The organism is Burkholderia sp. LFS061, assembly GCF_047978125.1.
Classification (GTDB): domain Bacteria; phylum Pseudomonadota; class Gammaproteobacteria; order Burkholderiales; family Burkholderiaceae; genus Burkholderia; species Burkholderia pyrrocinia_C.
In genome coordinates, this window is sequence record NZ_JBFPFS010000001.1 from 252,907 (window position 1) to 266,326 (window position 13,420).

Consider the following 13,420-nt stretch of genomic DNA (forward strand, 5'->3'; position numbering starts at 1 on the left):
CGCACCGCCCGCCTCACGGAGCCGCCATGAAACTCAATGTCGCGATAACGATGAACGTGCAGCGCGACGCGACGCAGTCGATCTGGTACAACGGCGCGAACCAGCATTGCGTGTACCTGTACATGCTGCTGAAGCAGTCGCCACTGATCGGCGAGGTGTGGCTCGCGCACGACGACGGCGTCACCGACTATCCGCAGGCGCTGATGATGGATGCGTTCGGCGACGCGCTGCGGCCGCTGTCGTCGGTCGTCCACCAGACCGACCTGTTGATCGAGATGAACGCGTTCGTCGACCCGTCGCACACGGACGTCGTGCGCCGTCGCGGCGGCAAGTGCGTGTCGTACCGCTTCGGCAACGACTACGTGATCGCGGTCGAGACGATCAACTTCGAGAAGAACGACTGGCGGCCGAACCCGCACCGCGTGCAGTTCGACGAGATCTGGACCAACCCGCAGCACATGATCGAATTGCTCTCTGAATCGCTGGAAGGGCTTTCCGCCGCCATGATCGCCGAGCTGGGACGCTACCGGCATCAAGTCTTCATCGAGAAGCTGGGCTGGGACGTGGTCTCCACCTCCAGGGTCCGCGACCAGGAATTCGACCAGTTCGACCATCCGCAAACCCGCTACATCGTCGCCATGGGCCGCCAGGGCATCTGCGGTTGCGCCCGCCTGCTGCCGACGACCGACGCCTACCTGCTCAAGGACGTCTTCGCCTACCTGTGCAGCGAAACCCCGCCGAGCGATCCGTCGGTCTGGGAGCTTTCGCGCTACGCCGCCAGCGCGGCGGACGATCCGCAGCTGGCGATGAAGATATTCTGGTCCAGCCTGCAATGCGGCTGGTACCTGGGGGCCAGTTCGGTGGTGGCGGTGACCACCACGGCCATGGAGCGCTATTTCGTTCGCAACGGCGTGATCCTCCAGCGCCTCGGCCCGCCGCAGAAGGTCAAGGGCGAGACGCTGGTCGCGATCAGCTTCCCGGCCTACCAGGAGCGCGGCCTGGAGATGCTGTTGCGCTACCACCCGGAATGGCTGCAGGGTGTACCGCTGTCGATGGCGGTGTGAATGCATACTTGCGCGGCCTATTTCCAGGCCGTGTATCGCGCGCCGGTGATCGAACTGCCGCATATCTGGTCGCCGTATTTCATCGAGCGCAGCCTCGACGCCGACCCCGAACTGAAGGCCCGCTTCGGCTACCGGAATCACGGCCCGGCAAAGCGCATCGCGTTCTTCGAACCGAACCTGAACGTCGTGAAGAGTTCGATCGTGCCGATGCTCGCCGCGAACGCGTGCTACGTCGAGCATCCGGAGTTCGTCGAGCACGTGTACATGACCAATACGTTCGACAAGAAGGAGAACGTCGCCTTCAAGCATCTCGCGCTCGGGCTCGAGATGGTGCGCGACGGCAAGGCGACGGCCGACGTGCGCGCGCCGTTCGTCGCGTGGGCCGCGCATCACACCGACATCGTCGTGTCGCATCACTGGGAAAACGGCCTCAACTACCTGCTGTACGACGCGCTGTACGGCAACTACCCGCTCGTGCACAACTCGCCGTTCCTGCGCGACGTCGGCTACTACTATCCGGACTTCGAGATCTTCGACGCGGCGCGCGCGATCGCGACCGCCGCGCAAACGCACGACGCGCGGCTCGACGACTATGCGGCGGCCGCTCGCCGCTGCCTGCACCAGGTCGACACGCTCGCCGAACACAACGTCCGCGCGTATTCCGCGCAGATCCAGCAGCTGTTCGCCGGCCGCGCGCTCGGCTGACCGCATTCGCACACGCCCCTGCCCATACGACGCGATCGACCGCGCGATGGCGCTCGTGCTCGGCGGCGTCGGAATGGATCGATCGATTTGTTGAGCGTCCGGACGGCAGGCTGATCGCGCCCGGACGATGTCGAAGCCGGCCGCATGCCGGCCCGTACGCACTCCGGATGCGCTACACCAGCACCCGGTCGCCGCTTTGCGCGGCGAATGCGCGGCCATGCCGTCGCCCCGTGCGAGCGAGCATGGCGAAGCAACGAGCCGCCGGCCGGCTTGCGCCGCCGGATTGCTTCACGAGGCTGTCGGACACGCCGCGCGCGATCGCCGAATCGTCGCCGCACGCGCCCGCGATAACGCCCGCGTAATAGTGCCGCGCCGCCAGCTCGCGGCCGTTGGCGTCGAGCAGTGTCATCCGCTGAATACGGCGCGCGACCGCCTTCAGGCCGTCGAGATACGGCGCGACGTCGATCGGCACATCGGTCGATTCGGCACCCAGTTGCCACAGCATGTCGGCCAGCTCGGCGAGCGCGACCAGGTCGCACGCATCGGTCGCCTGCGTGCCCGTTCCGCCTCCGGTCTTCGTCCCCGCCATGCTCACGCCCCTTTTGCGAATCATCCCGGCCACGTGCCGGCCCCAACCGACTCCGGCGCGCATCACGCATGCCGCCCGCCTGTTCCCGCGCCGTCACGCGGCGGCCGGCGGCCGCCATGTAAAACGGATGCCCTGCGCCCATGCGACGCCGGCATCCACGATGATCTGCCGGTCGATCTCGTTCTCGACGCCTTCGACGACGACGTGCCGCGCGCCTTCATGCGCGAACGCGATCAGCCTGCGGAACTGGTATCGCCCGATCGCGTTGCGCTTGATCATCGACAGGATCGACCGGTCGAGCTTCACGATGATCGAATTGCTCTCTGAATCGCTGGAAGGGCTTTCCGCCGCCATGATCGCCGAGCTGGGACGCTACCGGCATCAAGTCTTCATCGAGAAGCTGGGCTGGGACGTGGTCTCCACCTCCAGGGTCCGCGACCAGGAATTCGACCAGTTCGACCATCCGCAAACCCGCTACATCGTCGCCATGGGCCGCCAGGGCATCTGCGGTTGCGCCCGCCTGCTGCCGACGACCGACGCCTACCTGCTCAAGGACGTCTTCGCCTACCTGTGCAGCGAAACCCCGCCGAGCGATCCGTCGGTCTGGGAGCTTTCGCGCTACGCCGCCAGCGCGGCGGACGATCCGCAGCTGGCGATGAAGATATTCTGGTCCAGCCTGCAATGCGGCTGGTACCTGGGGGCCAGTTCGGTGGTGGCGGTGACCACCACGGCCATGGAGCGCTATTTCGTTCGCAACGGCGTGATCCTCCAGCGCCTCGGCCCGCCGCAGAAGGTCAAGGGCGAGACGCTGGTCGCGATCAGCTTCCCGGCCTACCAGGAGCGCGGCCTGGAGATGCTGTTGCGCTACCACCCGGAATGGCTGCAGGGTGTACCGCTGTCGATGGCGGTGTGAATGTCGGGATTGCCGACCACCAGATTGTTCAAGGCGCTGAAGCCGACGCCGAAATCGTCGATCGCGATCCGGCACCCGGCCTGCCGGAAGCGGTTCACGAACGACCGGCCCGCGACGGGATTCAGCGGCCCCGTCTCCGTGATCTCGACCACCAGACGCGCCGCGACCGACGGTTCGCGCTCGAGCCGCCTGAAAATCGCGAGCCACGCATCGTCGACGACCGCACTCGCCGCCGCGACGTTGCACCCGTAGACGGCGCCCGGATCGGCGCGCAGCCCGTCGATCGTCCGGCTCACCACGAGCCGGTCGAACCAGCGCATCAGCCCGAGCGCCTCGAGGCGCGGCAGGAACGCGACCGGCGGCAGCACGTCGCGCTCGCCCCAGCGCAACCGCGCCAGGCATTCCTGGTACAGCACGCCGCCCGACAGGTCGGATCGGCACACCGGCTCGTGCGCGAACCCGAGCCGGCTTTCCACGAAACTGCGTACCGACGCGAGGTCGGGATGATCGTCGGGGGCGCCGAACACGAGATCGATTTCGTCACGATTCGCTTCCCGATTCGCCTCCAGGCGAGCTTCGACCGCATTCATCCGGCGCTCCGGCAAATGGCGAGCCGCCGAAGACGGCTCGACCTCAACAAACATGCGGAGCGAACCGACCATGACGCGCTCCGCCGCCTACCCGGCCCATCCTGTTATGTCGATCTTTTCCGGGAGCGTACTTATCGCTTCGGCGCGCCGTCAAATTCGATATTTTCAACGGTATTCAACTACTGGGAATACACCATGCACGCACGACACCGACAGTGCGACAGGTTACACAACGCGAATTACGGAAACCCAATCCGGAAACCGTTTGTCTTTTTCGTCTAAACAACTTCATCCGAATCGGTTTTCCGCGATATGCCAGCATCCAAAATCGGGAATTTCTCAATTGATCAGATAAATGCTGGTGCATGAAGCGCCGCCCGCACTCGATGCCAAGCCCACCGCCGTGGCCGGTTGCCCGGGGCCATTATCCGCAGAAAACCTGCCGCCGCGCGATCATTCGATCGCCGCAGCATGCAATTTTCCGTTTTCAAACGAAATTATTTAACTTCAAAACAGAATCAAACCACCTCGAATCAATAATATCAATTTAAATTATATGATGATTATCGATCGAACCTAATTTAACAATCTTTCCGACTTGTTAACCTATAAACTTGTTTTCGACGAACTTCCCTCGGAGCCGTCAAATTCGTGCCTTCAAAAACCGTCGACCCGAACGGGTTCGACGGTTTCTTTTTTAACGGCATTAATTCATCAGACATTAGGGCGGGACAACCCCGATGGCGGCCCGCGGCGCAGCGGGCAAGCGCCTCGAAAAAACGGGCGTTATGCGGCCGTCGCACCGATCAGGTTCGCGAGCAGCACGTCGTATTCGGCGACGAGCGCGGGATTCGCCGACGTGTAGCGGCTGAGGATGTCGCGCTGGCGCCGCGTGTACGCTTCCCAGTCGTCGTCATGCGTATGGAGCGCGCGCAGCAGCGCATCGGCGCCCTGCTGCACGTCGTTGTCCGGATAGTAGTAGCCGAGATCGGGCGCGAGGCTCGCGTTGTGCACGAGCGGATAGCCCTGCCAGCACACGTCGAAATAGAAATAGTTGAGCGGGTTCGACCATTGATGCGACACGACGATATCGGTCAGGTCGGCCAGGAACAGCGGCGTATCGAAGCGCCCGACGAAGCTTGCCTTGCCCGCACGCACGATGTCCAGGTAATTCATCAGCATCACGAACTCGGGGCTGTCGTGCGCGAGGCGATCGGCGTTCGTCACGTGCGTGAAGCAGATCGCATCGGGGTCGCGGCGATACGCCTCGTCGATGATCAGCATCGGATACACGCAGAACTTCACGACGTTGTGGTTCGGCTCCATTACCGTCAGTCGCTTGCCTGGCTCGCTGCGCGGCCGGTATTCGCCGTGCTCCGGCAGCGATTGCGCGCGTGCGCTCAGGAACATCGGATCCCACACGAACGGCACGACGCGCCCCGGGCAGCGGCGCAGCGACTGCAGGAACGGCAGCGACGACGGCGCGATCTGCGGAATCGCCCACACCTCGTCGTAGCCGCGGTTGATGAAGAGCGAATCCCACAGCCGCCGGCCGAACAGCATCGACTCCATTGCATTGATGTACTCGACGCCGCAGCAATAGCTGACGAGTTTCGCACCGCGCGCTTTCAGGTAGGCCGTCTGCTCGCCGTCGATCTGCCCGCCGAGCTCGATCACCACGTCGAGCGAATCCTTCATGTCGGCGAACGCGCGGGTGTCGTACACGGCGCGATCCCACGGCAGCGCGTCGGTAAGCGGCACGTCGGTCGTGTTGACCAGCGTCACGCGGTAGCCGTGCGGCGACGCCATCAGCAGCTTCGCGAGAAACAGCGCGTTCTGCTTGATGCCGTTGATCCACAGGCTTTCGTCAGGGGCACGCAATCCGATCGTGATACCGATGCGCAGGCCGTTCAGGACAGGAGACGTCATCGTCGGCGGGATGGGAGGTTGGATGGGAGGTTGGATGGGAGGTTGGATGGGAATGGAATGAACGCAGTGTAGCGCGCGAAGCGCCGCCCGCGTCAAGCTGCGGCGGCAATCGGGCATTCTAGCGAATCACCGGCGGGCGCACTGTCATGGATGGTTAGCGCCCGGCTGGCGCACGCAAATCCGCGAACCGGTTATGCGGTCCTCCGGCAACCAGCTGCCTTTCATTCGCGCGATGGAGCGTGACGGGCAGTTGCACGGCGAAGGCGTGGCCGATCTCGTCAGCTTCAACACGCCCTGGCTGTTTCGCCGCGCGGACAGCTATATCGTGCATTACTACGGGATGTGGTCCGCGATGCGCGCGCTGATGATGGCGCACGACGACGGGCTGCTGCCCTGACGCCGCCACCGCAACCTCGACATCGCATGCGCATGCGCCGGCCGGCTCCAACCAGCCGGCGGCGCGCGCCGCTTGCCGTCAGATCGCCGAAATCGTCGGCGCCACGGCGGCCGGATCGGTGATGCTGGCCTTGCCGGTCTCGACGTGCCCCGCGATGCGGCGCATCCAGCCCGCATTCCCGGCAACCGCGAACTGCAGGTCGTACCAGTGGCTGCTGCACGACAGATCCCAGTGCGCCTCGACGCGCTGCCCCGCTGGAATCGTCAGCGTGCGCGCCGCCCCGCCGTACGCGACATCGGTCGCCGTGACCGTCAGCGCGCTGCTGCCCGCATTCGCGAACGTCACGTAAACGTCGCCGTTCGCGGCGTCGTAGCACGCGGTGATTTCAGGCTTCGCGGCGGCGTCCGCGGCTGCGGACCCCGCAAAGCGCCGGAAATAGCCGTTCGGCCCCCAGACGCTCACCAGGTAGCTGCCGTTCGCGTCGAGCGCCCACGTATCGGTCAACTGCTTGCCCGCTTCGACCGTGTAGCGGCGCGGCATCGCGGTGGCGTCGCCCGTATAGACCCAGAAGTGCGCGCCTTGCGTGCCGGTATTCGCGAACGTCAGCGCGTAGCCTTGCGCGCCGAGCTGGCCGGTGACGTGCAGTTCGTACGGCAGCGCGCGCGCCGGCCGCGTGCCGGGCTCCTGCGCGGTCACGACCTGCTGCGCGGTGCTGGCCGGCGCGGTCTGCGACGACGCGCGCGAACACTGCAGGTCCGCCTGCGCGACATACGCCTGCGTGCTCGGCAAGGTCGGCAGCGTCGCATCCGGTTTCGAGAAATCGAGCGCCGACGTCAGGTCGCCGCAGATCGCGCGGCGCCACGGCGAGATGTTCGTTTCCATCACGCCGAAGCGCTTCTCGATGAATTGCAGCACCGACGTGTGATCGAAGACCTGCGAGCAGACGAAGCCGCCCTTCGACCACGGCGACACGACGAACATCGGCACGCGCGGGCCGAGGCCGTACGGCAGGTTGTCGGCGGTATACGTGCCGGTCTGCGTCGAGGTCACGACGTTGTGCCGCTCGAGCGACACGTCCACGGTGCTCATGCCGGATCCCGGCAGCGTCGGCGCCTGCGGCGGCACGACATGGTCGAAGAAGCCGTCGTTCTCGTCGTACATGACGAGCAGGACGGTCTTGCTCCACACGTCGGGATTGGACGTCAGCGCATCGAGGATCGTCGACAGGTAGTAGGCGCCGTACAGCGGCGTGAACTTCGGGTGTTCCGAATACGCGGCGGGCGGCAGCAGCCACGATACCTGCGGCAGCGCGTTCGCCTGCACGTCGGCTTTCAGTTGCGTGATCGGGCGTGTGCTCATCCCGCGCGTCTGCAGCGACGAACCGGCCGGCGCATTCACGAAGTTGTCGAAGCACGCCAGCATGTTCGTGCCGTAGTTGCCGGTGAAGTTGTCGAACCCGGTGCCCTGCTGGTAGACCTGCCACGAGATGCCGGCCTGTTCGAGCCGCTCCGGGTAGGTCGTCCAGCTGAAGGGCGGCAACTTGATCTTGTCGAACTGGTTGTCGATGTAGTCGGTGTTGTCGAGCAGCGGGCCACCGCCCGTGCCGAGCGGATCGACCATGCCCGTCATCAGGTACATGCGGTTCGGGTGCGTGTTGCCCGGGATCGAGCAGAAGTAGTTGTCGCACACCGTGAACGCATCCGCGAGCGCGTAGTGGAACGGGATGTCGTCGCGGACGTGGTAACCCATCGTCATGTTGGACTTCTGCACCGCCCATTGGTCCGCGCGGCCGTTGTCGATCGCGCCGTGCGTCGTCGCCCACGTATGCGGCAGGCCGCCGATGCACTGCGCGTTCACGCCCGGGTTGGTCGTGTCGTAGCGGAACGGCGCGATCACGCTCGTATTGTCCTCCTGCCGCGGCTGGAACCACACCGGCTTGCCGTTCGGCAGCGTGACCGGGAAGCGGTCGTTGTAGCCGCGCACGCCGCTCAGGTGCCCGAGGTAGTGGTCGAACGAGCGGTTTTCCTGCATGAACACGACGATGTGCTGGACATCCTGGATCGTGCCCGTCACGGTATTCGGCTCGATCGCGAGCGCCTTGCGGATCGATTCGGGAAGCAGTGCGGTGGCGGCGGTCGCGCCGGCGAGCCCGGCGGAGAACTTCAGAAAATCGCGTCGCGAATGGGTGGCCATGCTGGTTGCTCTCGATTGGATTTCTGGTTGGAACGACCGGTATCAGGAAGCGGGCGACGATGCGGGCGCGGTGAAACCCGGCGGGCAGCGCATCTGCGCGGTGGCGACGGCTGCGCCGCCGCAGGCGGCCTTCTGCTGTGCGACGGGCGCAGGGTCTGCATTCAGGTCGTCGCCGCAGGCGCTGAGGAGTGCTATCAGCGCGACCAGGCCGGCGACCGCGAAAGGCCGTAGGGCCGACGTTCGCATAACGTATCTCCGTGGACGTGATGAAGTGACACGGACGCGAGCCCGCGCCGGTCATATCGACGGCGAGATGCTATGTTCGACTTGTTACACGACGGTGTCGAGTGGAGATGGACGTGCGGCGGGAGGGTGTGGCGCAACGGGCCACGCGTTCGACGGAAGTATGGATTTCGCCGGCAAAACGTAATTCGATCGAAAGATTCGTGCGGCGCCGGCGTGTCGACGCAATCGAAACAGTACCTGTCGCAACCACCTGCGTGCGGTGATTCGCGAAGCGGTTTCCACGGGCCGGCAGCCGCCGGCCCGCGCACGGCGAAAGCGTCGATCAGCCTTCCGCCATCATCAGCAACTGCGCGCCATCCGCGACCTGGTCGCCGACGCCGTACAGCACTTCCGCGACAATGCCCGCACCCGGCGCGCCGATCGTGTGCTCCATCTTCATCGCTTCCATCACGATCAGCGGCGTGCCGGCTTCGACCTTCTGGCCCGGTTCGACCAGCACCGCGATCACCTTGCCGGGCATCGGCGCGGTCAAACGCCCGCCGCCCTGTTCGGTGTCGCCCGCATGCGCGAGCAGGTTGCGCCATTCGAACGTCTCGGCCGCGCCCTGCGTGAACACATGGAACGTGTCGCCGTCCGCATACACGCGGCCGCTGCCGCGCACGCCGCCGAGCGTCACATCGAAATCGAGCGGCGTTGCGCCGCGCGTCCACGCGAACGGCTGTGGGGCCGCGTCGCCGGCCGCGATGCGCGCAACGGCGCCATCGTCTTCGTACGCGACGGTCACGTCCGCGTCGCGATCGACCGCATGCCATTCGAGCGTGCGACGATAACCGCCGTTCAGTCGCCAGTCCGGCAGCGCGCCCCATGGCGATGCACCTGGTGCGGCCGCGCCGCGTTCGCGCGCGAGCAGCGCCGCGCAAGCGAGCGCGAGCGTCGCGCGCGGCGGCTGTTGCGGTGCGAACAGCGCGTCGTGGTTGCGCTCGATCAGGCCCGTATCGAGATCGGCCGTCGCGAACGGCTCGCACGCGACGATCCGCTGCAGGAACACGGCGTTCGTGTGCAGGCCGACCACCTCGCACGCGCGCAGCGCGCGCAGCATCAGGCCCAGCGCTGCCGTGCGGTCCGCGCCATGGACGATCAGCTTCGCGATCATCGGATCGTAGAACGGCGTGATCGCATCGCCTTCGCGCACGCCGCTGTCGATACGCACCGCTGCGCCGATGTCGAACTCGACGCCCTCCGGCAGCCGCAGGTGCTTCAGCGTACCCGTGGACGGCAGGAAGCCGCGTGCAGGGTTCTCCGCGTAAAGGCGCGCCTCGAGTGCGTGACCCTGCACGCGCAGTTCATCCTGCATCAACGGCAGCGGCTCGCCGGACGCGACGCGCAGTTGCCATTCGACGAGATCGAGCCCGGTGACCATCTCGGTGACCGGATGCTCGACCTGCAGGCGCGTGTTCATTTCCATGAAGTAGAACGCGTCGCCCGTCATGATGAATTCGACGGTGCCCGCGCCGACATAACCGACCGCGCGCGCGGCCGCGACGGCCGCCTCGCCCATCGCGCGGCGCACGTCGTCGTGCAGGCCCGGCGCCGGCGCTTCCTCGAGCACCTTCTGATGACGGCGCTGCACCGAGCAGTCGCGGTCGAACAGGTAGACGGTATTGCCGTGCGTGTCGCCGAACACCTGCACCTCGACGTGGCGCGGGCGCGTCAGGTATTTCTCGATCAGCACGCGGTCGTTGCCGAAGCTGCTCGCGGCCTCGCGCTGGCACGACGCTAGCGCCGCCGGGAAATCGTCGGAGCGCTCGACCACGCGCATCCCCTTGCCGCCGCCGCCCGCGCTGGCCTTCAGCAGCACCGGATAGCCGATCGCATCGGCTTCGCGATGCAGGTTGCCCGCGTCCTGGTCGTCGCCGTGATAGCCGGGCACGAGCGGCACGGCGGCCGCGTGCATCAGCGCCTTCGCGGCGGCCTTCGACCCCATCGCCGCGATCGCGTCGACCGGCGGCCCGATGAACGCGATGCCGGCTGCTTCGCACGCATGCGCGAAATCTTCGTTCTCCGACAGGAAGCCGTAGCCGGGGTGGATCGCCTGCGCGCCGGTCGCGCGCGCGGCTTCGATGATGCGCTCGATGCGCAGATAGCTGTCCGCGGCCGCGGAGCCGCCGATATGCACGGCTTCGTCGCATGCGGCCACGTGCTTCGCGTTCGCATCGGCGTCGGAATAGACGGCGACGCTCGCGATCCCGAGACGTTTGCACGTCGCGGCGACGCGGCACGCGATTTCGCCGCGGTTGGCGATCAGAATCTTGTCGAACATGGCTTCGGTTTCGTCCGGAAAGGGTGGATCACGACGACGTCATTCACGCCACGACGGCGTGCGTTTCTCGAGGAAGGCCGCGATCCCTTCGCGCGCTTCCGCACCCGCGCGGGTCCGCGCGATCCAGTCGGCGGTCTGCTCGATCAGCGTCGCGTCGAGTGCGCGGCCGGCCACATCGGCGACGAGCCGCTTGCACGCGCGCACCGCGTCGGGGCCGTTCGCGACGAGCGTCGCGGCCAGCTTCGCGACCGTTTCGTCGAGCGCGTCGGCCGGCACCGCGTCGTGAATGAAGCCGAGCGATGCGGCGCGCGCGCTGTCGAATACCTCGGCCGTCGTGAAGTAGCGGCGCGCCGCACGCTCGCCCATCGCGCGCACGACGTACGGTGCGATCGTCGCGGGAATCAGTCCGAGCCGCGCTTCCGACAGGCAGAACTTCACGCCGTCGGCGGCGATCGCGATATCGGCCGCCGCGACGAGGCCCACGCCGCCCGCATACGCGTCGCCATGCACGCGCGCGATCACCGGCTTGCCGCAGCGATGGATCGCCTCGAGCATCCGCGCGAGCTTGCGCGCATCGGCACGGTTCTCGTCGTCCGAGTACCCGGCCATCTTCTTCATCCAGTTCAGGTCCGCGCCCGCGCAGAACGCGGTGCCTTCCGCCGCGAGCACGATCGCGCGCACGCCTTCGTGCGCGTCGAGCCATTCGAACGCGGTGGTCAGCTCGGCGATCGTTGTCTCGTTGAACGCGTTGCGCACGTCGGGACGCGCGAGCGTGACGGTCGCGACGCGGTTTGCTTCGTTAACCTTGATGGTTTCGTATCGCATCGTCCGCTCTCCTCGTTACATCCGGAACACGCCGAAGCGCGTATCGTCGATCGGCGCGTTCATCGATGCGGCAAGACCGAGCCCGAGCACGTCGCGCGTCTGCGCGGGATCGATCACGCCGTCGTCCCACAGCCGCGCGCTCGCGTAGTACGGATGGCCCTGGCGCTCGTACTGGTCGCGGATCGGCTGCTTGAACGCTTCCTCTTCGTCGGTCGACCACTCGCCGCCCTTCGCCTCGATGCCGTCGCGGCGAACGGTCGCGAGCACCGACGCGGCCTGCTCGCCACCCATCACCGAGATGCGCGCGTTCGGCCACATCCACAGGAAACGCGGCCCGAATGCGCGGCCGCACATCCCGTAATTGCCGGCACCGAACGAGCCGCCGATGATCACCGTGAACTTCGGTACCTTCGCGTTCGACACGGCCGTGACCATCTTCGCGCCATGCCGCGCGATACCTTCGTTCTCGTACTTGCGCCCGACCATGAAGCCCGTGATGTTCTGCAGGAACACGAGCGGGATCTTGCGCTGGCAGCACAGCTCGATGAAATGCGCGCCCTTCACTGCCGATTCGGAAAACAGGATGCCGTTGTTCGCGACGATCCCGACCGGATGGCCCCAGATGTGCGCGAAGCCCGTGACGAGCGTCGTGCCGAAGCGCGCCTTGAATTCGTCGAACTCGGAATCGTCGACGATGCGCGCGATCACCTCGCGCACGTCGAACGGCTTGCGCGTATCGACGGGGATCACGCCGTACAGGCTCTTCGCGTCGTAACGCGGCGGCTTCGGCTCGCGCAGCGCCACTGGCGGCGCGATCTTCGGTGCGAGATGATCGACGATGTTGCGCGCGATCGACAGCGCATGCGCGTCGTTCTGCGCGAGGTGGTCGGCCACGCCCGACAGGCGCGTGTGCACGTCGCCGCCGCCGAGATCCTCGGCACTCACTTCCTCGCCGGTCGCGGCCTTCACGAGCGGCGGCCCGCCGAGGAAAATCGTGCCTTGGTCCTTCACGATGATCGACTCGTCGCTCATCGCGGGTACATACGCGCCGCCCGCCGTGCACGAGCCCATCACGACGGCGATCTGCGCGATGCCCGCGGCCGACATCGTCGCCTGGTTGAAGAAGATGCGGCCGAAGTGGTCGCGATCGGGAAACACGTCGTCCTGGTTCGGCAGGTTCGCGCCGCCCGAATCGACGAGGTACACGCACGGCAGCCGGTTTTCCGCGGCGATTTCCTGCGCGCGCACGTGCTTCTTCACGGTCATCGGGTAGTAGGTGCCGCCCTTGACCGTCGCGTCGTTGCACACGATCACGCACTCGCGGCCCGCGATCCGGCCGATCCCGGTGATGACGCCCGCGCCCGGCGCGTCGTCGTTGTACATGCCGTTCGCCGCGAGCTGCGACAGCTCGAGGAACGGTGCACCCGGATCGAGCAGTTGCGCGATGCGGTCGCGCGGCAGCAGCTTGCCGCGCGACAGGTGCTTGTCGCGCGCGGCCTGGCCGCCGCCCTGCGCGAGCTGTTCGATCTTCGCTCGCAAGTCGGCAACGACCGCCTCGAGCGCCGCGGTGTTCGCGCGGAAGTCTTCCGAACGCGGGTTCAGTCTGGATTCGATGATCGGCATCGACGGGGCTCCGTTCGCGTGACGTG

At 66.1% G+C, this 13,420-nt stretch carries 9 protein-coding genes and 5 pseudogenes; 6 read left to right on the forward strand and 8 right to left on the reverse strand.

Features of this window, described 5'->3' with window-relative positions:
* Positions 1-26: 26 nt before the first annotated feature.
* The 3 genes and pseudogenes from ACNQQL_RS01165 to ACNQQL_RS01175 all read left to right on the forward strand — a co-directional run.
* Positions 27-465 (forward strand): annotated as a pseudogene (locus ACNQQL_RS01165) (DUF2827 family protein); the annotation flags it as partial.
* A complete protein-coding gene (gene rhlI / locus ACNQQL_RS01170; protein ID WP_003138177.1) occupies positions 459-1,064 on the forward strand; it encodes an acyl-homoserine-lactone synthase in 606 nt (201 codons plus the stop codon). The pseudogene ACNQQL_RS01165 and the gene rhlI (ACNQQL_RS01170), both read left to right, overlap by 7 nt.
* Positions 1,065-1,769 (forward strand): annotated as a pseudogene (locus ACNQQL_RS01175) (DUF2827 family protein); the annotation flags it as partial.
* A 172-nt stretch (positions 1,770-1,941) separates the two neighbouring features.
* Here the strand turns inward: ACNQQL_RS01175 and ACNQQL_RS01180 are convergent.
* Together ACNQQL_RS01180 and ACNQQL_RS01185 are read right to left on the reverse strand one after the other, a co-directional pair.
* Positions 1,942-2,382 carry a hypothetical protein gene (locus ACNQQL_RS01180; protein ID WP_416392490.1) on the reverse strand — a complete coding sequence of 147 codons (441 nt, stop codon included), beginning with the start codon at positions 2,380-2,382 and terminating at the stop codon, positions 1,942-1,944.
* A gap of 69 nt (positions 2,383-2,451) precedes the next feature.
* Positions 2,452-2,676, reverse strand: a pseudogene (locus tag ACNQQL_RS01185) (EAL domain-containing protein); the annotation flags it as partial.
* Here ACNQQL_RS01185 and rhlI (ACNQQL_RS01190) point away from each other — a divergent pair.
* Positions 2,666-3,271 carry an acyl-homoserine-lactone synthase gene (gene rhlI / locus ACNQQL_RS01190; RefSeq protein ID WP_003138177.1) on the forward strand — a complete coding sequence of 202 codons (606 nt, stop codon included), beginning with the start codon at positions 2,666-2,668 and terminating at the stop codon, positions 3,269-3,271. The pseudogene ACNQQL_RS01185 and the gene rhlI (ACNQQL_RS01190) sit on opposite strands and share 11 nt — an antisense overlap.
* On the opposite strand, the pseudogene ACNQQL_RS01195 reads toward rhlI (ACNQQL_RS01190), so the two are convergent.
* Positions 3,271-3,861: pseudogene (locus tag ACNQQL_RS01195) on the reverse strand (EAL domain-containing protein); the annotation flags it as partial. The gene rhlI (ACNQQL_RS01190) and the pseudogene ACNQQL_RS01195 overlap by 1 nt on opposite strands.
* 355 nt (positions 3,862-4,216) lie before the next feature.
* Here ACNQQL_RS01195 and ACNQQL_RS01200 point away from each other — a divergent pair.
* Positions 4,217-4,366, forward strand: coding sequence for a hypothetical protein (locus ACNQQL_RS01200; protein WP_347062913.1), 150 nt, complete (start codon positions 4,217-4,219; stop codon positions 4,364-4,366).
* Between the two features lie 281 nt (positions 4,367-4,647).
* On the opposite strand, the gene ACNQQL_RS01205 is transcribed toward ACNQQL_RS01200, so the two are convergent.
* Positions 4,648-5,790: a DUF2827 domain-containing protein gene (locus ACNQQL_RS01205; protein ID WP_347062914.1), complete on the reverse strand. Its 1,143-nt coding sequence runs from the start codon at positions 5,788-5,790 to the stop codon at positions 4,648-4,650.
* Between the two features lie 196 nt (positions 5,791-5,986).
* Here ACNQQL_RS01205 and ACNQQL_RS01210 point away from each other — a divergent pair.
* A pseudogene (locus ACNQQL_RS01210) lies at positions 5,987-6,187 on the forward strand (galactosyl transferase GMA12/MNN10 domain protein); the annotation flags it as partial.
* Positions 6,188-6,265: 78 nt separating this feature from the next.
* Here the strand turns inward: ACNQQL_RS01210 and ACNQQL_RS01215 are convergent.
* From ACNQQL_RS01215 to ACNQQL_RS01230, 4 genes are all read right to left on the reverse strand, one after another.
* On the reverse strand, positions 6,266-8,380 hold the full coding sequence (locus ACNQQL_RS01215; protein WP_347062915.1) for a phosphocholine-specific phospholipase C: 2,115 nt from the start codon (positions 8,378-8,380) through the stop codon (positions 6,266-6,268).
* Between the two features lie 568 nt (positions 8,381-8,948).
* Entirely contained in the window at positions 8,949-10,946 is a 1,998-nt protein-coding gene (locus ACNQQL_RS01220) for an acetyl/propionyl/methylcrotonyl-CoA carboxylase subunit alpha (protein ID WP_347062916.1), read from the reverse strand.
* A 39-nt stretch (positions 10,947-10,985) separates the two neighbouring features.
* Positions 10,986-11,771 carry an enoyl-CoA hydratase/isomerase family protein gene (locus ACNQQL_RS01225; RefSeq protein WP_175918591.1) on the reverse strand — a complete coding sequence of 262 codons (786 nt, stop codon included), beginning with the start codon at positions 11,769-11,771 and terminating at the stop codon, positions 10,986-10,988.
* A 15-nt stretch (positions 11,772-11,786) separates the two neighbouring features.
* Positions 11,787-13,394, reverse strand: coding sequence for a carboxyl transferase domain-containing protein (locus ACNQQL_RS01230; RefSeq protein WP_347062917.1), 1,608 nt, complete (start codon positions 13,392-13,394; stop codon positions 11,787-11,789).
* Positions 13,395-13,420: the final 26 nt, after the last annotated feature.